The organism is Kosakonia sp. HypNH10 (assembly GCF_029850615.1).
Classification (GTDB): domain Bacteria; phylum Pseudomonadota; class Gammaproteobacteria; order Enterobacterales; family Enterobacteriaceae; genus Kosakonia; species Kosakonia cowanii.
Genome location: NZ_JAOTIU010000001.1, coordinates 44,332 through 65,978 on the forward strand (window position 1 = coordinate 44,332; position 21,647 = coordinate 65,978).

The 21,647-nt window shown below is 55.7% G+C and carries 20 protein-coding genes; 10 read left to right on the forward strand and 10 right to left on the reverse strand.

The annotated features are described in order from the left end of the window. Positions 1-67: 67 nt before the first annotated feature. The 3 genes from mdtI to N7V53_RS00245 all read right to left on the reverse strand — a co-directional run bounded on the left by mdtI (position 68) and on the right by N7V53_RS00245 (position 2,208). On the reverse strand, positions 68-397 hold the full coding sequence (gene mdtI, locus N7V53_RS00235; RefSeq protein WP_023481364.1) for a multidrug/spermidine efflux SMR transporter subunit MdtI: 330 nt from the start codon (positions 395-397) through the stop codon (positions 68-70). After that, a complete protein-coding gene (gene mdtJ / locus N7V53_RS00240) occupies positions 384-740 on the reverse strand; it encodes a multidrug/spermidine efflux SMR transporter subunit MdtJ (RefSeq protein ID WP_023481606.1) in 357 nt (118 codons plus the stop codon). The genes mdtI and mdtJ overlap by 14 nt, the downstream gene beginning before the upstream one ends. Before the next feature lie 397 nt (positions 741-1,137). Continuing rightward, complete coding sequence (locus tag N7V53_RS00245) at positions 1,138-2,208, reverse strand: AI-2E family transporter (RefSeq protein ID WP_023481574.1); 1,071 nt, start codon at positions 2,206-2,208, stop codon at positions 1,138-1,140. A gap of 232 nt (positions 2,209-2,440) precedes the next feature. Between N7V53_RS00245 and umuD the strand changes: the two genes are divergently transcribed. Beyond that, positions 2,441-2,821: a translesion error-prone DNA polymerase V autoproteolytic subunit gene (gene umuD, locus N7V53_RS00250; protein WP_054803874.1), complete on the forward strand. Its 381-nt coding sequence runs from the start codon at positions 2,441-2,443 to the stop codon at positions 2,819-2,821. Continuing rightward, complete coding sequence (umuC, locus tag N7V53_RS00255; protein ID WP_279791465.1) at positions 2,805-4,058, forward strand: translesion error-prone DNA polymerase V subunit UmuC; 1,254 nt, start codon at positions 2,805-2,807, stop codon at positions 4,056-4,058. The genes umuD and umuC overlap by 17 nt, the downstream gene beginning before the upstream one ends. Here the strand turns inward: umuC and smrA are convergent. Beyond that, positions 4,055-4,618 (reverse strand): DNA endonuclease SmrA, encoded by a 564-nt coding sequence (gene smrA, locus N7V53_RS00260; RefSeq protein ID WP_023481817.1) that lies wholly within the window; start codon positions 4,616-4,618, stop codon positions 4,055-4,057. The two genes, umuC and smrA, sit on opposite strands and share 4 nt — an antisense overlap. A 457-nt stretch (positions 4,619-5,075) precedes the next feature. Between smrA and ogt the strand changes: the two genes are divergently transcribed. From ogt to uspE, 3 genes are all read left to right on the forward strand, one after another. Continuing rightward, on the forward strand, positions 5,076-5,591 hold the full coding sequence (gene ogt, locus N7V53_RS00265; protein ID WP_279791468.1) for a methylated-DNA--[protein]-cysteine S-methyltransferase: 516 nt from the start codon (positions 5,076-5,078) through the stop codon (positions 5,589-5,591). Between the two features lie 209 nt (positions 5,592-5,800). Then, positions 5,801-6,553, forward strand: a complete 753-nt coding sequence (gene fnr, locus N7V53_RS00270) for a fumarate/nitrate reduction transcriptional regulator Fnr (RefSeq protein ID WP_023481718.1) — start codon at positions 5,801-5,803, stop codon at positions 6,551-6,553. 144 nt (positions 6,554-6,697) lie between these two features. After that, complete coding sequence (gene uspE, locus N7V53_RS00275; protein ID WP_023481515.1) at positions 6,698-7,648, forward strand: universal stress protein UspE; 951 nt, start codon at positions 6,698-6,700, stop codon at positions 7,646-7,648. Positions 7,649-7,677: 29 nt separating this feature from the next. Here the strand turns inward: uspE and N7V53_RS00280 are convergent, their stop codons facing one another. From N7V53_RS00280 to pntA, 3 genes are all read right to left on the reverse strand, one after another. Next, on the reverse strand, positions 7,678-8,790 hold the full coding sequence (locus N7V53_RS00280) for a mechanosensitive ion channel family protein (protein ID WP_023481720.1): 1,113 nt from the start codon (positions 8,788-8,790) through the stop codon (positions 7,678-7,680). Between the two features lie 108 nt (positions 8,791-8,898). Further along, the gene (gene pntB, locus N7V53_RS00285) at positions 8,899-10,287 is read right to left on the reverse strand and encodes a Re/Si-specific NAD(P)(+) transhydrogenase subunit beta (protein ID WP_124968425.1); all 1,389 of its coding nucleotides are present in this window, start codon (positions 10,285-10,287) and stop codon (positions 8,899-8,901) included. Between the two features lie 10 nt (positions 10,288-10,297). Further along, entirely contained in the window at positions 10,298-11,830 is a 1,533-nt protein-coding gene (gene pntA / locus N7V53_RS00290; RefSeq protein ID WP_279791475.1) for a Re/Si-specific NAD(P)(+) transhydrogenase subunit alpha, read from the reverse strand. A 492-nt stretch (positions 11,831-12,322) separates the two neighbouring features. On the opposite strand from pntA, the gene ydgH reads away from it, so the two are divergent. After that, positions 12,323-13,267 carry a DUF1471 family protein YdgH gene (gene ydgH, locus N7V53_RS00295; RefSeq protein ID WP_023481762.1) on the forward strand — a complete coding sequence of 315 codons (945 nt, stop codon included), beginning with the start codon at positions 12,323-12,325 and terminating at the stop codon, positions 13,265-13,267. A 198-nt stretch (positions 13,268-13,465) separates the two neighbouring features. After that, positions 13,466-14,848 (forward strand): amino acid permease, encoded by a 1,383-nt coding sequence (locus N7V53_RS00300; RefSeq protein WP_279791477.1) that lies wholly within the window; start codon positions 13,466-13,468, stop codon positions 14,846-14,848. A 2-nt stretch (positions 14,849-14,850) separates the two neighbouring features. On the opposite strand, the gene N7V53_RS00305 is transcribed toward N7V53_RS00300, so the two are convergent. Continuing rightward, positions 14,851-15,186 (reverse strand): GlpM family protein, encoded by a 336-nt coding sequence (locus tag N7V53_RS00305; protein ID WP_279792690.1) that lies wholly within the window; start codon positions 15,184-15,186, stop codon positions 14,851-14,853. 128 nt (positions 15,187-15,314) lie between these two features. Here N7V53_RS00305 and rstA point away from each other — a divergent pair, with 128 nt between their 5' ends. The 3 genes from rstA (at position 15,315) to tus (ending at position 18,354) form a co-directional block, all read left to right on the forward strand. Next, the gene (rstA, locus tag N7V53_RS00310) at positions 15,315-16,031 is read left to right on the forward strand and encodes a two-component system response regulator RstA (RefSeq protein ID WP_023481872.1); all 717 of its coding nucleotides are present in this window, start codon (positions 15,315-15,317) and stop codon (positions 16,029-16,031) included. Positions 16,032-16,052: 21 nt separating this feature from the next. Then, on the forward strand, positions 16,053-17,348 hold the full coding sequence (gene rstB / locus N7V53_RS00315) for a two-component system sensor histidine kinase RstB (RefSeq protein WP_279791479.1): 1,296 nt from the start codon (positions 16,053-16,055) through the stop codon (positions 17,346-17,348). A gap of 76 nt (positions 17,349-17,424) precedes the next feature. Beyond that, the gene (tus, locus tag N7V53_RS00320; RefSeq protein WP_279791481.1) at positions 17,425-18,354 is read left to right on the forward strand and encodes a DNA replication terminus site-binding protein; all 930 of its coding nucleotides are present in this window, start codon (positions 17,425-17,427) and stop codon (positions 18,352-18,354) included. On the opposite strand, the gene fumC is transcribed toward tus, so the two are convergent. Beyond that, positions 18,351-19,751, reverse strand: a complete 1,401-nt coding sequence (gene fumC / locus N7V53_RS00325) for a class II fumarate hydratase (protein WP_200579500.1) — start codon at positions 19,749-19,751, stop codon at positions 18,351-18,353. The genes tus and fumC overlap by 4 nt on opposite strands. Before the next feature lie 150 nt (positions 19,752-19,901). Next, positions 19,902-21,548, reverse strand: coding sequence for a class I fumarate hydratase FumA (gene fumA / locus N7V53_RS00330; protein WP_279791487.1), 1,647 nt, complete (start codon positions 21,546-21,548; stop codon positions 19,902-19,904). Between the last annotated feature and the right edge of the window lie 99 nt (positions 21,549-21,647).

Sequence of the window (21,647 nt, forward strand, 5' to 3'; positions counted from 1 at the left end):
TGTTATTGTCCTCTAAGCGTAATACAGCCCACAAATTTCGTTGCCCGCAAACGCGGGCAATATCACATCAGGAAAGTTTTATCAGCATCATCCCGATAAGCAGCAGCGCAAGGCCGATCCAGCCTTTGCCATTGAGGCGCTGGCCGAAGAGGATCCAGCCGGCGGCGAGCGTCGCCACGATACCAAACCCGCCCCACAGCGCGTAGGCGACGGAGAGATCGATCCCCTTTACCGCCTGCGACAGCGCGCTGAACGCCGCCAGCACCGCCACTAACGATCCGCAACCATAGAGTTTGCGACGAAAGCCGTCAGAAAGTTTTAAAAAGATGTTGGCGACAATTTCCAGAATAATGGCCATCGCCAGCCATAACGCGTGCACCCACTCAAGCAGTAACATGACCCTGCTCCTGACGTGGGGCCTTACGCGTGCCGGACTTGATCAGCACAATACCGAGCGCCAGCGCCACCAGACCCGCCGCTTTCAACGGTGAGAGGGGTTCATCAAACAGCAGCACGCTAAACAGCGTAATAATGGCAATACCGACACCTTCCCATAATGCGTAGGCCACGCCGAGGGCGATTTTTTTCACCGCAAACGCCAGGAAAATATAGGAACAGGTGATCATCACCAGCATTAAAATAAAACCGCTGTGGCTGTCGTTAATACTTGCCCATTTCATAGATAGCGTGCCGGTTATTTCCGAGACAATCGCCATCGCTAATAAAATCCAGTAAATCATATTTCTTCTCCTGCTTGAGAATAGAGATCCTTGCGATTTACCGCATAGCGGAAAACCGTAAAAAAATTAACAGTTGCGCACAGGGCGCCGGATCGGGCAGGAGAGGACTACAGCGCAGTGCGCCAGTATTGTTCGCCCGCAGGCGGGCAGCAGAAGGAGACAGGAAGTGAAAAACAGGGGGTAAGACTACTGAACCGAATGTCCATATTTTTACAATTTACCGCGCATTGCTTCTCTTCGTGGCGGTTAAAAATTGTCCTCAGTTGTTGTACATGCCTTATATTTAGCACAAGCTAAGATTTTACTCAAAGTATTTGCAATTCTTTACCGCTCACCAAATTAATTAAACGAAGAGTAAACGAACGCTGCCGGTTTATTTCCGGCAGCGGATTACGTTTTATTCCTGCGGCGTATTAAGCGCATTGGCACGCGCTTCTGCCAGTAAATTCCACGAGGAGATAAACAGCCCTGCGATCAGTGGCCCAAGCACGAAACCGTTAATGCCAAAGAATTGCAGGCCGCCAAGGGTGGTGAGCAGGATCAGGTAGTCCGGCATACGGGTATCTTTCCCCACCAGCAGCGGGCGCAGCAGGTTATCTGCCAGCCCGACCACAATCACAAAGTAGAGGGTCAGCAGCGTGGCAGTGAGCAGCTCGCCCGTCGAGTAGAGGAAGATCACCGCCGGGATCCAGATAAGCGCGGTACCGACCGCCGGGATCAGCGACAGGAACGCCATCAGCGCGCCCCACAGCAGGCTGCCGCTCAAGCCAGCGAACCAGAAGCCAATCCCGCCCAGCGCGCCCTGCGCAATCGCCACCACCAGCGTTCCTTTTACCGTCGCGCGCGCCACACCGGCAAATTTCAGGAACAGACGGCGTTTAATTTTGGCCGACAGCGGCATCACCTCGTAGATCTTCTTCACCAGCGCAGCGCCATCTTTCAGCAGGAAAAAGAGCAGATAGACCATCAGTGAGAAACTGATGGTTAGCCCCAGCGTCCCTTTACCGATGATCACCGCGCTGCCCGCCAGATAACGCCCGACGCTGAGTGCCACACCGGAGAGTTTTTCGCGGATAGCGTCTACCGAATCAAAATTGTTTTCCCGCAGCGCATGTTTCGCCCACTCCGGCAGGTGCGCAATGCCGTTACTTAACAGCTGCGGCAGATCCGTCGCGTTAGTTTGCAGGCGCTGATAGAGCGCATTGATCTCTACCGCCAGCGACGAGAGCACGATCATCATCGGGATAAAGACAAGGATACAGATCAGCAGCACGGTGATCAGCGAGGCGATACCGTTTCGCCCGCGCAGTAGCGCGGTGAGCTTTGTGCGCAGCGGATAGAAGATCAATGCCAGGATCACCGCCCAGATAATGGCGGAGTAGTAAGGCTGGATCAGGGTGAAAAACGCCACGCTGACCAGTAATAACAAAATGGTAAAAAAGAAGTTGTTGCTCTTAAGCGTTGTCATGCGGACCGTCCAATGGAAAGATTCCCTCTAAGTGTAGTGGCTTACCCTTTGATTGCAAAAGCATTAACCGGCAAAACACACAGCCCGCCGCGCGCACGCTGAAAATGATTGTGCAAAAAACTGCCAATATCATCAGGATCTTTCAACGATCCTTGCTTCAGGGGCTTGATCCTTTCGTGCGAACAGCGATACTGTATTTATATACAGTAATAATAAAAGATCGACACCCATTATGACTACCAGCGCTTTTCCGAGTCCGGCTGCGGACTACATTGAAGATGCGATCGACCTGGTGAGCAGCCTGATCGCCCACCCGTCGGCCACCTATGTGATGCGGGCTTCCAGTGATGCCATGTGCGAGGCGGCGATCCTGCCAGGGTCGCTGTTACTGGTTGACACCAGCCTGCAACCGGGCGATGGCGATATCGTTGTCGCCCGCCTGCTAAGCGGTTTTATGGTAAAACGCCTGCGGCTGCGGCCTTATCCGCAGCTGGTGGCGGATAACCCCGCTTACCCGGCGATCAGGATCGAAGAAGAGGAAGGCGCGCATATTGTTGGCGTCGTGACGACCGTGATCACTTTGCCGCCCCGCCATCATGTACGCGCTCGTTGATGTTAATTCGTTCTATACCAGCTGCGAGACCGTCTTCCGGCCCGATTTAACCGGTAAGCCGGTGGTGGTGTTATCCAATAACGATGGCTGCGTCATCTCCCGCTCGGCTGAAGCCAAAGCGCTCGGCATTACGATGGCTGATCCCTACTTCAAGCAGAAAGCGCTGATGGAGCGTCACGGCGTGGCGGTGTTCAGCAGTAACTACGCACTGTATGGCGATATGAGCCATCGGGTGATGACGCTGCTGGAGGAGCTCTGTCCGGCGGTGGATATCTACAGCATCGATGAAGCGTTTGTGGATTTAACCGGCATTCCACAGCTGCGCGAATTTGGGCGCACCCTGCGTAACGCCATTTATCAGCGCACCATGCTTACCGTCGGCGTCGGCATTGCGCCGACGAAAACACTGGCCAAGCTGGCGAATCACGCCGCCAAAAAGTGGCCGCAGGCGTCGGGCGGCGTGGTGGATCTGTCGCGCCAGGCGCAGCAGTTAAAGCTGATGGCCGCCCTGCCGGTAGGCGAAGTGTGGGGGATTGGCCGCCGTCTGAGCAAGCGGCTGGAGGCGATGGGGATTGATACCGTGCTCAAGCTGGCGCAGAGCGATTTATGGCTTATCCGCAAAAACTTCAGCGTCGTGCTGGAGCGAACGGTACGTGAACTGCGTGGCGAACCCTGTCTTGGATTTGCTGAATTCGCGCCAGCGAAGCATGAGATCATCAGCTCCCGCTCCTTCGGCGATCGCGTCAGTGACTACGCATCGGTGCGCGAAGGCATCTGCACCTGGGCGGCGCGCGCCGCTGAAAAACTGCGCGCGGATCGTCAATATTGTCGCTATGTCGGTGCTTTTATTAAGAGTAGCCCGCACGATGATGATGAACCTTATTACAGCAATAGTGCAGGCATTCGTTTGCTAACGCCGACCCATGACACCCGCGATATTATTGCGGCAGCAACGCGTAGCCTGGATATTATCTGGAAGCAAGGCCCGAGATATCAAAAAGCGGGCGTTATGCTGGGGGATTTTTTTAGTAAAGGCGTTGCGCAACTTAATTTATTCGATGAATTTACTCCGCGAGAAAATAGCGAATCGCTAATGAATGTTTTAGACACGCTTAATAAGAAGGGAAATAAATTATGGTTTGCCGGCCAGGGCGTCACGCCAGGCTGGAGGATGAAGCGCTCCCTGCTCTCCCCCGCCTGGACCACACGCTTAGCGGATGTTCCGCTTGTCGGCTAGCGGCTGCGCTTGGCGTGCCGCTCCCAGTTCTCCTGCTTTGCCTGCTCAGATTTGCGCAGGGCGACATAGCATGCACCGCTGCCGCCGTGGTGCGGCAACGCCGGGCAGAACGCCTGCACATCCTCAAACTCCGGCAGCCAGCGCGCCAGGTAGCTACGGATGATATTGGCGTGCGAGGTCTCGTCGCGACCTTTTCCATGAATGATCAGCACATTGCGTAGCCCATCTTTACGGCTCTGATGCATAAAGCTAAACAGCATCTGCCGGCACTGCTCGACGGGCTGGCGCAGCAGGTTCAGGCTCGCCTGCTGGCTATATTTGCCGAGCCGCAGTTTATCAAGCACGCCGATTTGCAGCCCTTCGCGGCGAAACTCCAGCGGCGTATCGAGCGCAACCGGGTCAAGAAAACCGGTGGTCAGAAAATTATCGAGCTGCAGGGTGTCAATGCGCTGCAATGGTCGGGATTTATGGTTCGGGTGCCAGTGCACATCGGCACTGCGCTTCAGGGGTTGGACATCCTCCATGGCGTCAAGAAACAGCGATTTTTCATCCGGGTTCATGGGGCAGTCCTCCAGCAACATCTGCTGAAGTACTATAGCTGGCACAGGAGCGCTTCTCAATGCGGCGGGCAAATTATGCGTAGGCTCAAGGTGTTATAAAAAGGGTATAACGAGGCGTTTCTTTATACCCTGAACCTTTGTTAAATAATCGTGAAATTAATCACTGATTAAAACTGGCAATAATTATTATGGCCGCTATAAATATAAAGAAGGCGCAAGGATCGCGTGCAAAAAATAAAGATTGGATGCTCAGTTTGTGTGTACTCTGGAGCCTGACGGATGTCGGCAGGCTCTATTTTTTTAATTAATAAACGTTATTAACCTTATATTTTCTCCGTCAATTAACTCTTAAGGGTTATTTCCTTATTGACACCTAAAATTGCCACCCTTTCAGGGTATGGTGAAGCATTTTTTTGTTTGCTAAATTATCGCCGCTATTAAGTGATAAGGACGCGAGATGCTCACCCTGCTTGAAGATAAAATCTCCACCCCGCTTGGCCCGCTGTGGATCATCTGCGATGAGCAGTTTCAGCTGCGCGCCGTCGAGTGGGAAGAACATGATGCCCGGATGGTTGAATTGCTGAATATTCACTATCGCCGCGAAGGGTATCAGCGCCTGGCTTCGCGTAACCCAGGCGGGCTGAGCCAAAAACTGCAGGACTATTTCGACGGGGATTTGGCGGTGATTGATACCCTGCCGACCGCGACGGGCGGTACCCCTTTTCAGCGCGAAGTGTGGCAGATGCTGCGCACCATCCCCTGCGGCCAGGTGATGCATTATGGTCAACTGGCGACAATTCTTGGTCGCACCGGCGCGGCGCGTGCCGTGGGTGCGGCGAACGGTGCTAATCCGATTAGTATTGTCGTCCCCTGCCACCGCGTAATCGGCAGCAACGGCATGCTAACCGGCTATGCGGGCGGTGTGGCGCGTAAAGAGTGGCTACTTCGCCATGAACGCTACTTACTATTGTGAGAAAACAGGTCTGTTTGGTATGTATTTCATGCACTTCGCTCGCTAAAGCCTTAGTGAACTAGTGGAAATTCAATAACATGAGACAAAGTAAGTCTTTACCGTTTCGCTCCACTGTTTCATTTATGGTGAATTGACGTTTTGCCAGGCTTACGTGCGCCATAAAAAGATGTTAAAATTGACCAATATCAATTACGGCGTAGAGCAGACCTATGATCCCGGAAAAGCGAATTATTCGACGCATTCAGTCTGGCGGTTGTGCTATCCATTGTCAGGATTGCAGCATCAGCCAGCTTTGCATCCCCTTTACTCTTAATGAACATGAGCTGGATCAGCTCGACAATATCATTGAGCGTAAAAAGCCCATCCAGAAAGGTCAGACCCTGTTTAAAGCAGGCGATGAGCTGAAATCGCTCTACGCTATCCGCTCGGGCACCATCAAAAGCTATACCATCACCGAACAGGGCGATGAGCAGATCACCGGGTTCCATCTGGCGGGCGATCTGGTGGGCTTTGACGCCATCGGTACCGGCCATCACCCGAGCTTCGCTCAGGCGCTGGAGACCTCAATGGTGTGTGAGATCCCGTTCGAAACGCTGGACGATCTCTCCGGTAAAATGCCGAGCCTGCGCCAGCAGATGATGCGTCTGATGAGCGGCGAGATCAAAGGCGATCAGGATATGATCCTGCTGCTGTCGAAGAAAAACGCGGAAGAGCGCCTGGCGGCATTTATCTACAACCTCTCCCGTCGTTTTGCGCAGCGTGGTTTCTCGCCGCGTGAATTCCGTCTGACCATGACCCGTGGCGATATCGGCAACTATCTGGGCCTGACCGTTGAGACCATCAGCCGTCTGCTGGGTCGTTTCCAGAAGAGCGGCATGCTGGCGGTGAAAGGGAAATATATCACCATCGAAAATGGCGATCTGCTCTCTGAGCTGGCGGGTCACGCCCGTAACGTTGCCTGATTTTTACCCCACCTTTTGCCTTTTTGCCGGGTCATTACATTTTTCTGATTTATTGATCCGGCAAAAGGTTTCCGCTGTTTCATTCAGCTTATATGGGTTATCTTTTACTGTCAGAGAGTGGTGACAGATGTAAGGAGACCCTGTATGGCTAAGTATCAGAATATGTTGGTCGCCATCGATCCTAATCAGGACGATCAACCCGCATTACGACGTGCCGTGTATTTGCATCAACGGATTGGCGGTCGGATCAAAGCATTTCTACCGATTTACGACTTCTCATACGAGATGACCACCCTTCTGTCCCCCGATGAGCGAACGGCGATGCGCCAGGGCGTTATCAGCCAGCGCACCGCATGGATCCGCGAACAGGCGAAATACTATCTCGACGCGGGTGTGCCAATCGACATCAAAGTGGTGTGGCATAACCGTCCTTTCGAAGCGATTATCCAGGAAGTGCTCTCCGGCGGCCACGACCTGTTGCTGAAGATGACCCACCAGCACGACAAACTGGAATCGGTGATTTTTACCCCGACCGACTGGCATCTGCTGCGTAAATGCCCCTGCCCGGTGTGGATGGTAAAAGATCAGCCGTGGCCAGAAGGCGGTCGCGCTGTGGTTGCCGTTAACCTTGCCAGCGAAGAGATCTACCACAACGCGCTGAATGAGAAGCTGGTGAAAGAGACCCAGCATCTGGCTGAGCAGGTCAACCATACTGAAGTGCACCTCGTCGGTGCCTATCCTGTCACCCCTATCAATATTGCGATTGAACTGCCGGAGTTTGATCCGAGCGTCTATAACGACGCCATTCGCGGCCAGCATCTGCTGGCGATGAAAGCGCTACGGCAAAAGTTTGGTATCGATGAGAAAATGACCCATGTCGAGAAAGGATTGCCGGAAGAGGTGATCCCGGACCTGGCGGAACATTTACAGGCCGGGATTGTGGTGCTTGGCACCATTGGCCGCACCGGTATCTCCGCCGCGTTTCTCGGCAATACCGCAGAGCAGGTGATCGATCACCTGCGCTGCGATTTACTGGTTATCAAACCGGATGATTACCAGTCGCCCGTTGCACTGGATGACGACGAAGACGACTAAGCAAACAACCCGCCGCGAGGCGGGTTTTTTTATACTGCCGGTTGTTCACTCTGCGGCTCTGCGGAGGGCGTTTCCACCGCCAGCCCCCCTTTCACCACCACGCACGGTATCGCCAGCTCAATCCCTTCTGCTGCCAGCTGCTCCATGATGCGGATATTGATCTCCTGCTGGATATCCATGTAGGTGTTGTAATCCGCCGAATTAACAATGTGCACCACTTCAAAGTTCAGCCGATCGGTACCAAAGCCGAGGAAGTGGGCGCGATCGAAGCGCGTATTGCCCACTTCGGTAATGATGGTTTTCACCATTTCACCCACTTTACGCAGCTTATCCGGCGGCGTGGTGAGCGCCAGGCCAAAGGTGAAGACGATACGGCGCGTCTGCATACGCTTGTAGTTGTGCAGGGTTTGCTGCAAGAGAATGGCGTTGCCGCAGACAATCTGCTCCCCGCTCAGGCTGCGAATACGCGTCGTTTTGAGACCAATATGCTCGATGGTACCGGCAACGTCGCCGAAGACCACAAAGTCACCAATCTCAAAAGGTTTATCGAAGCCGATGGAGAGCGAGGCAAAAACGTCGCTCAGAATGGTTTGCACCGCCAGCGCAATGGCGATACCGCCTACTCCGAGGCTGGCTACCAGCGCGGTAATGTTGACGCCGACGTTTGCCAGGATCGACAGCAGCATCATCGTCCAGAGCATCATGCGCAGCAGCAGACCGGCAATCACCATAGTGACCGGGTTTTTGCTGGTGTTAGGGGAGTACATCAGATGGCGCATCCACGACACCACGCCCTGATCAAGCCAGAGCGCGATCTGGATCGCCAGCACTAAAAACCAGGCGTGCCCGAGGGTGTTAAAGAGGTGATCGGGAAGGTCGACGAAGCGCAGGCTGAAGAGTAACGCCGCCACAAAGAGCAGGAATTTGCTGGTGCGTCTGAGCATATCCACCACCACATGCTGCAGCGTGCCGACGCCGCCCTGCTTCTCACTCCAGTTGCGCGCGCCTTTCAGCACCATTTTCAGTAAGTGGGTGAAGAGCCAGTAGACCACCAGCGTCACAATCACCACCGTGCCAAGACCAATCCAGAATGAGGGCATCATCAAGATGGATATAAAGTCAAAACGTGACAAAAACGTCATCCTTCCTCCTTATAAAAAAGATCAAGCAAGAAGTATAGACGCTCTGGCAAGCCTTACTGCGGGCAAAAAAATACCGCTCCGAAGAGCGGTATCGTTAAGCCATCAACCTTACAGCGCTTTGAGAATGGCATCGACGCTGGCTTTGGCATCGCCAAACAGCATCTGCGTATTCTCTTTAAAGAAGAGCGGGTTCTGCACACCGGCGTAACCGGTGTTCATCGAACGTTTAAAGACAATCACGTTCTGCGCTTTCCACACTTCCAGCACCGGCATACCAGCGATGGGGCTGCGCGGATCGTCCTGCGCCGCCGGGTTAACGGTGTCGTTCGCGCCAATCACCAGCACCGTGTCGGTATCGGCGAAATCATCGTTGATCTCATCCATCTCCAGCACGATGTCATACGGCACTTTCGCTTCCGCCAGCAGCACGTTCATATGGCCCGGCAAGCGCCCGGCGACCGGGTGAATACCGAAACGCACTTTCACGCCGCGGGCGCGCAGTCTTTCAGTAATTTCCGCCACCGGATACTGCGCCTGCGCCACCGCCATGCCGTAGCCCGGGGTGATGATCACCGAGTGGGAGTTTTTCAGCAGTTCCGCCGTCTCTTCAGCGTTGATTTCGCGGTGCTCGCCCGCTTCCTCTTCGCTGCCGCTGGAGGAGCCGTCGGTGCCAAACCCACCGGCAATCACGCTGATAAAGGAGCGGTTCATCGCCTTACACATAATGTAGGAGAGGATCGCCCCGGACGAACCGACCAGCGCGCCGGTGACGATCAGCAGGTCGTTGCTGAGCATAAAGCCCGCCGCCGCCGCCGCCCAACCGGAGTAGGAGTTAAGCATTGAAACCACTACCGGCATATCCGCGCCGCCAATCGACGCCACCAGATGCCAGCCGAACACCAGCGCGATGATGGTCATCAGCAGCAGCGCCAGCACCTGCAGACCGACGCTGTCGGTACGCACGAAAACCAGCAGCAGCACAAAGGAGACCACCAGCGCGGCGAGGTTCATCTTGTGGCGATTCGGCAGCATCAGCGGCTTCGAGGAGATTTTCCCACGCAGCTTACCGAACGCGACAATCGACCCTGTAAAAGTGACGGCACCGATAAAGATACCGATAAACACTTCGGTGAGATGAATATTGACCAGCACCGGATCGATGCCCGGGTTGTGATCAAGATAGCTGTTGAAGCCCACCAGCACCGCTGCCAGGCCAACAAAGCTATGCAGCACCGCAACCAGCTCCGGCATTTCGGTCATTTCGACACGCTTCGCCAGGCGCATACCGATTGCGCCACCGATGATCATCGCCAGCAGGATCCAGGCGACGTTGCCGGCATCCGGGCCAAAGATGGTCGCCACCAGCGCAATCGCCATCCCGGCGATACCGAAGTTGTTACCCTGCTGGGAGGTTTCATGCTTTGAAAGCCCCGCCAGGCTGAAAATAAACAGGATCGCGGCAACAATGTATGCAGCTGTAACTAATCCACCAGACATTTGTTACCCCTTAGTTCTTCCGGAACATTTTCAGCATGCGCTGAGTGACGGTGAAACCACCAAAAATATTGATACTGGCAATCAGCACCGCGATAAAGCTGAAGAAGCTGACCCAGCCGCCGTGCCCCATCTGTAACAATGCACCGACGACAATAATGCCGGAGATGGCATTAGTGACCGACATCAGCGGCGTATGCAGCGCATGGGAGACGTTCCACACGACGTAGAAACCGACGACGCAGGAGAGTGCAAAAACGGTGAAGTGACCAAGGAACTCTTTCGGTGCGACATCAGCAAGCCAGCCAAACAGCACAATCGCCAGCGCCATCAGCGCATATTTACGCCACGGTGAAGCCGGTGTCGGCTCCTCTTTCGGCGCAGCGGGGGCAGCTTTTGGTGCGGCCTGCGGCTGGGCAGAGACCTGAATTGGCGGTGCCGGCCAGGTCACTTCGCCTTCACGCACGACCGTTACGCCGCGCACCACCACATCGTCGAAATTAACCACCACGTTGCCATCTTTCTCAACGCAGAGCAGTTTCAGCAGGTTAACCAGGTTGGTGCCATAAAGTTGTGACGACTGAGTCGGCAGGCGGCCCGGGAGATCGGTGTAGCCAATCACTTTGACGCCGTTGGCGGTGGTGGTGACCTGGTTTGGCACGGTATATTCGCAGTTACCGCCGTTTTGCGCCGCCAGATCGACAATCACGCTGCCCGGCTGCATGGCGTCAACCATCTCGCGGGTGATCAGTTTCGGCGCCGGTTTACCCGGAATGAGTGCCGTAGTGACGATGATGTCGACCTCTTTCGCTTGCGCGGCAAAGAGCTCCATCTCCGCTTTGATAAAGGCTTCCGACATCACCTTGGCATAGCCGTCGCCGCTGCCCGCTTCCTCTTCAAAATCAAGCTCGAGGAACTCGGCGCCCATACTTTGCACCTGCTCCTTCACTTCCGGGCGGGTATCGAACGCGCGGACAATCGCGCCAAGGCTGTTGGCCGCACCGATGGCGGCAAGACCGGCAACGCCTGCGCCAATCACCATCACTTTGGCTGGCGGTACTTTACCGGCGGCGGTGATCTGCCCGGTGAAGAAGCGGCCAAACTCGTGGGCGGCTTCGACAATCGCGCGATAACCGGCAATATTCGCCATCGAACTCAGCGCATCCAGCGACTGAGCACGAGAGATGCGCGGAACAGAGTCCATCGCCATCACCGTGACATTGCGTGCCGCCAGCGTCTCAATCAGCGCCGGGTTTTGCGCAGGCCAGATAAAGCTCACCAGCGTTGTGCCCGGATTGAGCAGCGCAATCTCCTCCTCCAGCGGCGCGTTCACTTTCAGGATCACATCCGAATGCCAGACATTGTCACCGTCGACAATGGTCGCGCCCGCCAGGGCAAACGCCTCGTCGTCAAAACTTGCCAGCTTGCCCGCGCCGCTCTCAATCGCGACGGTGAAACCCAGTTTAAGTAGCTGCTCGACCGTTTTCGGCGTCGCGGCCACGCGGGTTTCATTGGCCAACCTCTCTTTAGGTACACCAATACGCATAGTTTTCCCTTCCATCGGTTTTAGTTGATGGTTTGTCCGTTTTTCGCGGTGGCTTATTAACGCCGTGCGGAAAATAAAACAGTAACAAACTTTCTATAACCTACTGAAAATAACGCCTGCGATCCACCTTCAGAAAAGCGAAATGCTGCACTAATCCGTGAAAATTAAGCGCTGAAGCGGGCTGACAGGGTTATTTGACTTAAATTAACGTGGAAAGGCTGATATTCCGCTTAAGCGAAGCGGCAAAACATGATTTATCTCCGCCCCACCATCCCTTTTAACATTACATTAACTTTAAAAACTCATAACCTTTATCGCTTTTGCTGGTCAAGGGGCTATTTTTTCAACATATCACTAAAGGTTATGGTTTATTCCCTTAGCCGCGCACACTCTGTAAAAAATGACGCAGACAGTCGCGCGGTTTAAATGCAATAATCACCGACGTTTTATCAATAACAACTTATGGTTTGCGCAAGGCGAAGGATTATTTTTATGAAGCTCAAGTACACCCTCCTGGCGTCAGCACTTCTGTCCGCAACCGCGTTTACTGCTAACGCCGCGACAGAGTTAACACCGGAGCAAGCCGCTGCGGTGAAGCCTTACGATCGCATCGTGATTACCGGACGTTTTAACGCGATTGGCGATGCGGTTAACGCCGTCTCCAAACGTGCAGATAAAGAAGGCGCAGCCTCTTTTTATGTTGTCGACACCTCTGATGCCAATAACAGCGGCAACCAGCGCGTCACCGCCGATCTCTACAAAGCAGATGCGGCGAAAGCAGACAAGCCGACCTATCGCGTGATCAATGGCGTAACAGAATATCCAAAAGATAAAGCCATTGCGCTCGAGCCTTACGATACCGTAACGGTACAGGGTTTCTATCGCACCCAGCCTGAAGTTAACGACGCTATCAGCAAAGCGGCGAAAGCTAAGGGCGCTGATGCGTTCTATATCGTGCGCCAGGTTGATGCCAACCAGGGCGGCAACCAGCTGATTACCGCCTTCATCTATAAAGCCAATGCGAAAAAACGCGTGATTCAGAGCGCAGACGCGATCCCACGCGACTCCGAAGCGGGCCGCGCCGCGCTGGCGAAAGGCGGTGAAGAGGCGAAGCGCGTTGAAATTCCGGGCGTAGCGTCAGATGCCACCGCAGGCGTCGGCGTCGGCCGTTTCTTTGAAACGCAATCTTCTACCGGTGGTCGTTACAGTGTCACTCTTCCGGACGGTAAAAAGATTGAAGAGCTGAATAAAATCACCGCCGCGCAGATGGTGCCTTTCGACAGCGTTAAGTTCACCGGCAACTATGGCAACATGACTGAAATCTCTTATCAGGTCGCCAAACGTGCCGCCGCGAAAGGCGCGAAGTACTATCACATCACGCGTCAGTGGTCTGAAAGCGGCAACAACATGACCATCAGCGCCGACCTCTATAAATAAGGCGACGCTCAGGGAAAAGGCGGCGCAGAAAGCCGCCTTTTTTTTCAGTTTTATCTACTTTTTCACAAAATTCCCCTCGCCCTCATTGCATGCCCTGGCGACTCTCCGTAAAATTCCGCGCCTTAGTGATATCCACCATATTTATGCGCTCCGGCAAAATAATTATTCTGGATGAGTTGCTTTTTTGACAGGATAACAATGGAAAAGAAACTTGGCCTTAGCGCTTTAACTGCGCTGGTCCTGAGCTCAATGCTTGGTGCGGGCGTCTTCAGCCTGCCGCAAAATATGGCGGAAGTCGCCAGCCCTGCCGCGCTGATTATCGGCTGGCTGATCACCGGCGTCGGCATCATCCTTCTCGCCTTCGCCATGCTGATCCTGACCCGCATCCGCCCGGATCTCGATGGCGGTATCTTCACCTACGCCCGCGAAGGCTTTGGCGAGCTGATTGGTTTCTGCTCCGCCTGGGGCTACTGGCTATGCGCGGTGATCGCCAATGTCTCCTATTTGGTGATCGTCTTCTCCGCCCTGAGTTTCTTCACCGACAGCCCGTCATTGCGGCTGTTTGGCGATGGCAACACCTGGCAGTCGATCGTCGGCGCCTCCGCGTTGCTGTGGATTGTTCATGCGCTGGTGTTGCGCGGTGTGCAAACCGCAGCGAGCATCAACCTGGCGGCAACGCTGGCGAAACTGGTACCGCTGGGGCTGTTTGTCGTGCTGGCGGCGCTGGCCTTCAACCTCGATAAATTCTCCCTCGACTTCAGCGGCGTGGCGCTTGGCGTGCCGGTGTGGGAGCAGGTGAAAAACACCATGCTGATCACCCTGTGGGTGTTTATCGGCGTGGAGGGCGCGGTGGTCGTCTCTGCCCGCGCGCGGAATAAACAGGATGTTGGCCGCGCAACGCTGCTGGCAGTGCTGGCGGCGCTGACGGTCTACCTGCTGGTGACGTTGCTCTCTCTCGGCGTGGTCGCGCGTCCGGAACTAGCGGAGATGCGCAACCCGTCAATGGCCGGGCTGATGGTGAAACTGCTCGGCAGCTGGGGCGAAGTGGTGATCGCGACGGGGCTGATTATCTCTGTGTGCGGTGCCTACCTGAGCTGGACCATTATGGCGGCGGAAGTGCCACTGCTGGCGGCAACGCATAAAGCCTTCCCGCGTATCTTCGCCCATCAGAACAAACAGAACGCGCCTGCGGCTTCGCTGTGGCTGACCAACGCCAGCGTGCAGATCTGCCTGGTGCTGATCTGGCTTACCGGCTCGGATTACAACACTCTGCTGACCATTGCCTCAGAGATGATCCTTGTGCCCTACCTGCTGGTCGGTGCTTTCCTGCTGAAAATCGCGCGTCGTCCGCTACACCGCATGGTCGCCGTTGGGGCCTGTCTCTACGGTTTATGGCTGCTCTATGCCTCCGGCCCGATGCACCTGCTGCTCTCGGTGGTGCTCTATGCCCCCGGTCTGCTGGTCTTTATCTATGCCCGCAGCACCCATAGCGAAACCATCTCGCTGATGCAGCGCGAAAAAGTGCTGATTTTCCTGCTGCTGGTTGCCGCCCTGCCCGCCACCTGGATGCTGGTGCGCTGAGATCAGTGCAGGCGACTCCAGCAGTAGATTAACAGCCAGGCGCTGAGGCTCCAGCAGATCACCGCACAGCCCAGCGCCGGCCCTATCCGCATAAAAGCGGTGAAGTACCAGAGCGAAAGCAGATAGAGAAAGTAAGGGATGATCGCCCACATGCCAAAGATAATGGTGGTGCGCAGCGCCTCGACACCGCGCTCGGTGGCGACAATATAGTGCGCAATCATCGCAAAGGTGGGAAAGAGCGGGATCAACCCGGCTATATAGTAGTTTTTTGTCTTCGCCAGCAAACCAATCAGCACCACCACCAGCGCGCCAATCGCTGCTTTCATCAGCAAGCCCATCATTTTTCCTGTTAACACTTCAACAACATAGACCGCCAGCATAACGGAAGCACATTCGTTTAGAAAAGAGTAATGGCAGGTTCCATCAAGGCGGTGTATGTTGACGTTTTTGTTAATCATAATGGCTTATGAATAAGATCGTTTTTGTAGAAGACGACCCGGATGTGGGCGCACTGATTGCCGCGTACCTTGGCAAACACGATATGGATGTGATTGTCGAGCCGAGAGGCGATCGCGCTGAAGAGGTGATCGCGCGGGAGAACCCGGAGCTGGTGCTGCTCGATATTATGCTGCCTGGCAAAGATGGTATGACCCTGTGCCGCGATCTGCGCAAACAGTGGACCGGGCCGATTGTGCTGCTGACCTCGCTCGACAGCGATATGAACCATATCCTGTCGCTGGAGATGGGCGCCAACGACTATATTCTGAAAACCACTCCGCCCGCCGTGCTGCTGGCGCGGCTGCGGCTCCATCTACGCCAGCGCAGCGCAGCGGCCGCCGAGCCTGCGGTGCCATCGCTGAAACAGCATAAAACCATTACCTTCGGCACGTTGTCGATTGACCCCGTTAACCGCCAGGTCCTGCTGGCAGGCGTTGAGGTGGCGCTTTCAACCGCTGACTTCGATCTGCTGTGGGAGCTTGCCACCCACGCGGGACAAATTATGGATCGTGATGCGCTGCTGAAAAACCTGCGCGGCGTAAGCTACGACGGGATGGATCGCAGTGTTGATGTGGCAATTTCGCGCCTGCGCAAAAAGCTGCTCGACAGCGCCACTGAGCCCTATCGTATTAAAACCGTCCGTAACAAAGGCTATCTGTTTGCTCCCCATGCGTGGGACAACTGAAATCCGTAACCAGGTGTCACGATGAAAAAGCTGTTCGTCCAGTTTTACCTTCTGCTGTTCGTCTGCTTTCTGGTGATGACGATGCTGGTCGGTCTGGTCTATAAATTTACCGCCGAGCGCGCCGGTCGCCAGTCTCTCGACGATTTGATGAAAAGCTCGCTCTACCTGATGCGCAGCGAACTGCGCGAAATCCCACCCCACGAGTGGGCAAAGACCTTAAAAGATCTGGACCTGAATCTCTCTTTTGATCTGCAGGTCGAGCCGATGAATAAATTCACCCTCGATCCTGCCGCTGCCCAGCGTCTGCGCGAAGGCGATATCGTCGCGCTCGATTCGGAATACACCTTTATCCAGCGCATTCCGCGCAGCCACTATGTGCTGGCGGTCGGCCCGGTGCCCTATCTCTTTTTCCTGCATGAAACGCGGCTACTGGATATGGGGCTGATGGCGCTGATTGCCATCTCGCTGGCCTTTCCGGTCTTTATCTGGATGCGGCCGCACTGGCAAGAGATGCTGCGGCTGGAGTCCGCCGCCCAGCGTTTTGGCGAAGGCCATCTTGAGGAGCGCATTCACTTTGACAGCGCCTCCAGTTTTGAACGACTCGGCATCGCCTTTAACCAGATGGCGGACAATATCAACGCCTTAATCGCCAGTAAAAAGCAGCTCATTGACGGCATCGCTCATGAATTACGTACGCCGCTGGTCAGGCTGCGTTACCGGCTGGAGATGAGCGATAATCTCAGCGAGGCGGAGCACACCGCGCTGAACCGCGATATTGGGCAACTGGAGGGGTTGATTGAAGAGTTGCTGACTTACGCCCGCCTCGATCGCCCACAGACCGAATTGCAGCTGACGACGCCGGATCTGCCCGCCTGGTTCAACAGTTATCTCGACGATGCGCGCAGCATGAACCCGCAACATAGCTTACTGCTCGACTGCCAGGCCGGCGACGAGTATGGCGCGCTCGATATGCGCCTGATGGAGCGCGTGCTGGATAATCTGGTCAACAATGCCCTGCGCTACAGCGAAGGGACGATTAAGGTGACGTTGCAGCGCCAGGGATCGCTTGCCAGCATGACGGTAGAGGATGATGGCCCCGGTATCGCCCCGGCTGAACGGGAACGTATTTTCGAACCCTTTGTGCGCCTCGACCCGAGCCGCGATCGCGCCACCGGCGGCTGCGGCTTAGGGCTGGCCATTGTGCACTCTATCGCCCAGGCCTTTGGCGGCAGCGTCAGCTGCGACGAAAGCGAGCTGGGCGGCGCGAAATTTACTTTCCAGTGGCCGATCTACCATAACCTTCCGCTGCCTGTTTAACCCTTCTATGCACAGTGGCTAATGCCCGGCTCCTGTGCTATAAACTATTAGTATGTTGTAACTACAGGAGTGAAAAATGGCCGCGTTAGATCTGATTGACCGCCTGAACAGCACCTTTCGCCAGTTGGAGCGTGAGCTGGCGGCGCTGAAGGCTGAACTGAGCGAGTGCCGCCTGATGGTCGCCCGCGTCTTTACCCTGCCGGAGATTGCCAAAGGGGCCGAGCACGATCCGCTCCCGACCATCGCGGTGAAGCAGCATATCGGCAAGGCGGCGGCCAGCCTCGCGCTCAACCACTACACCCACCTCTTTATTCAACAGCAGTCGGAAAACCGCAGCAGTAAAGCCGCCGTGCGGCTGCCCGGCGTGGTCTGCTATCAGGGAAGTGACGCGATGTTGCAGGCGCTGGAGGCGCGCATTAACACCATCAATTCGCTCAAACAGGCGTTTGAAAAGATCGTCACGGTTGAATCCGGGCTGGCGCCCACTGCCCGCTTCGAGTGGGTACATCGCCATCTGCCGGGGCTGATTACCCTCAATGCCTACCGCACGTTAACACTGCTGCGCGCACCGGCGACTATCCGTTTCGGCTGGGCCAATAAGCACATTATTAAAAATTTCACCCGCGATGAGGTGCTGGCACAGCTGGAGAAGAGCCTGAAATCACCGCGCGCGGTGGCAGGCTGGAGCAGAGATGAGTGGCTGGCGCGCGTTCAGCAGGAGTACAACGATGTCGCCGCCCTGCCGCAAAAAGCGCGGCTGAAGATCAAACGTCCGGTGAAGGTGCAACCTATCGCCCGCGTCTGGTACGCCGGCTCGCAAAAGCAGGTGCAGCACGCCTGCCCGACGCCGATTATCACGCTGATATCAGAGGAGAATGGCGGCGCGGTGCCGGACGTTGGCGAACTGCTGGACTACAACGCCGATAACGTCCAGCACCGCTACAAACCGCAGGCGCAGCCGTTAACACCAATCATTCCCCGGCTGCACCTCTACGTGGCGGATTAGGCTGGCTTCATGCTACCGACCATCGACTCCGGACGTACCCAGCTGTCGAACTCGGCTTCCGTCAGGTAGCCGAGCGCCAGCGCCGAGGCTTTCAGCGTCAGCCCCTCTTTATGCGCCTTCTTGGCAATCTCCGCCGCTTTGTCATAGCCAATATGGGTATTGAGGGCGGTCACCAGCATCAGCGACTCATTCAGCAACTGGTCGATACGCTCCCGATTCGGCTCAATGCCAACCGCACAGTGCTCATTAAAGCTCTCCATACCATCCGCCAGCAGGCGAATTGATTGCAGGAAATTATGGATCACCATCGGGCGGAAGACGTTGAGCTCAAAGTTACCCGACGCCCCGCCCATATTCACCGCCACGTCATTGCCCAGTACCTGGCAGCAGAGCATGGTCATCGCTTCGCACTGGGTCGGGTTAACTTTGCCCGGCATGATGGAGCTGCCCGGCTCATTTTCCGGGATCGAAATTTCGCCAATGCCGCAGCGCGGGCCGGAGGCGAGCCAGCGCACATCGTTGGCGATTTTCATCAGCGACGCGGCAAGCCCCTTTAACGCGCCGTGGGCATGCACCAGCGCATCGCAGGTCGCCAGCGCTTCAAACTTGTTCGGCGCGGTAATGAACGGCTGCTGCGTAAAGCTTGCCAGCTCTTTCGCCACCCGTTCGGCATACTCAGGATGGGTGTTGAGCCCGGTCCCCACCGCGGTGCCGCCGAGCGCCAGTTCGCCAAGATGCGGCAGGCTCTGTTCGATATGTTTAAGATTGTGCTCCAGCATTGCCACCCAGCCGGAGATCTCCTGGCCGAGGGTCAGCGGCGTTGCATCCTGCAGATGGGTACGGCCAATTTTGACGATATCGGCAAAGGCGGTGGCTTTTTCACTGAGGGTCTTTTTCAGTACCTGAAGCTGCGGGATAAGCTGCTCACGCACGCCAATCACCGCCGCGACGTGCATCGCCGTCGGGAAAACATCGTTGGAGCTCTGGCTCTTGTTGACGTCATCATTGGGGTGGATTTTGCGCGCCATACCGCGCTCGCCGCCGAGGATCTCGCTGGCGCGGTTTGCCAGCACCTCATTCATATTCATATTGCTCTGGGTGCCGGATCCGGTCTGCCAGATCGCCAGCGGAAACTCGTCAGGATGTTTCCCGGCCAGCACCTCATCGGCCGCCGCCATAATCGCGCGCGCCTTCTCTTCCGGCAGCAGGCCCAGATCCTGGTTCACTTTCGCCGCCGCGCGTTTGGTCAGCGCCAGGGCGTGGATCAGCGAGACCGGCATCTTCTCTGTTGAGATACGGAAATGCTCAAGCGACCGCTGGGTCTGCGCGCCCCACAGTTTATCTGCCGGGACGTCAATCGCGCCCATCGAATCTTTCTCACTGCGATGCGTTGTCATTACTCTCTCCTTGGGTACAAAGTGATAGGGTTTTCGACTGGCTCACTTGCAAACAGGTAAAAGTATTGATGCTTTTTAGAATGTTGTTGTGAAGTTCGTGCTTTATAAGTGCCGCAACGGGGAAAAAACCGCCCCGCAGGGCGGCAGGTACTATTTCAGGCAGCTGGCGCACTGACCAGACTGGATCTGCTGGAAGAAGTCATTCCCTTTGTCATCGACGAGGATAAAGGCCGGGAAATCCTCCACCTCAATTTTCCAGATAGCCTCCATACCCAATTCCGGGTAGGCGACACACTCAAGATGCTTAATGCTGTTCTGCGCGAGGATCGCCGCCGGGCCGCCGATGCTGCCGAGGTAGAAACCGCCATGTTTCGCGCAGGCATCCGTCACCTGTTTGCTGCGGTTGCCCTTCGCCAGCATGATCATGCTGCCGCCCTGGGATTGCAGCTGATCGACGTAGGAGTCCATACGCCCGGCGGTGGTTGGGCCAAGCGAACCGGAAGCGTACCCTTCCGGGGTTTTCGCCGGGCCGGCATAGTAGATCGGGTGATCTTTTACGTACTGCGGCAGATGCTCGCCGCTGTCCATCAGCTCTTTCAGTTTGGCGTGGGCAATGTCGCGGGCGACAATAATCGTTCCGGTCAGCGACAGGCGCGTGGAGACCGGATAGTGCGACAGCTGAGCCAGGATCTCGCTCATCGGGCGGTTGAGATCGACTTTTACCGCCTCACCCTCACCCGCCTGGCGCAGTGCTTCCGGGATGTATTTGCCAGGGTTCTGCTCAAGGCGCTCCAGCCAGATGCCGTCGCGGGTGATTTTGCCTTTGATATTGCGGTCTGCGGAGCACGACACGCCCATACCGACCGGGCAGGATGCGCCGTGGCGCGGCAGGCGGATCACGCGGATATCGTGGGCGAAGTATTTGCCGCCGAACTGCGCGCCAAGGCCAAGGTTGCGCGCCTCTTGCAGTAACTCCTGCTCAAGCTGCACATCGCGGAACGCCTGGCCGTGCTCGTTACCCTGGGTCGGCAGCGCGTCATAATATTTGGTCGACGCCAGTTTGACGGTCTTCAGCGTCGCTTCCGCAGAGGTCCCGCCAATGACAAAAGCGATGTGGTACGGCGGGCAGGCCGCTGTGCCGAGGGTGCGCATTTTTTCTACCAGATAGTTTTTCAGCTTCGCCGGGGTGATCAGCGCTTTTGTCTCCTGGTAGAGATAGGTTTTGTTCGCCGAGCCGCCGCCTTTGGCGATAAACAGGAACTTATACGCCTCGCCGTCAACGCTGTAGAGATCGATCTGCGCCGGCAGGTTGGTGCCGGTGTTGACCTCTTTATACATATCCAGCGGCGCGTTTTGCGAGTAGCGCAGGTTATCTTCGGTGTAAGTGTTGTAAACGCCCTGCGCCAGTGCGGCTTCATCACCGCCGCCGGTCCAGACGCGCTGCCCTTTTTTACCAATGATGATCGCCGTGCCGGTATCCTGGCAGGTCGGCAGAATGCCTTTGGCAGCGATTTCCGAGTTGCGCAGGAACTGCAGCGCGACATATTTATCGTTCTCGCTCGCCTCCGGGTCGCTCAGAATATCGGCAACCTGCTGCTGATGCGCCGGGCGCAGGAGAAACGAAGCGTCATGGAAAGCGTGCTGCGCCAGCAGCGTCAGCGCCTGCGGATCGACTTTTAGAATATCCTGCCCCTCGAACTGGGCAACGGAGACGTGGTCGCGGCTTAGCAGATAGTATTCGGTATCATCCTCTCCGAGGGGGAAAGGATCCTGATAACAGAAGGGTTTGTTCGACATTGTTCTCTCACTTACGGCACGATTTGGTTATTGTTCAGGCAGGAGATCCCTCAGCCTGTGTTAAAGCGAGTCGACATATCCTACACAAATTTTTAACAA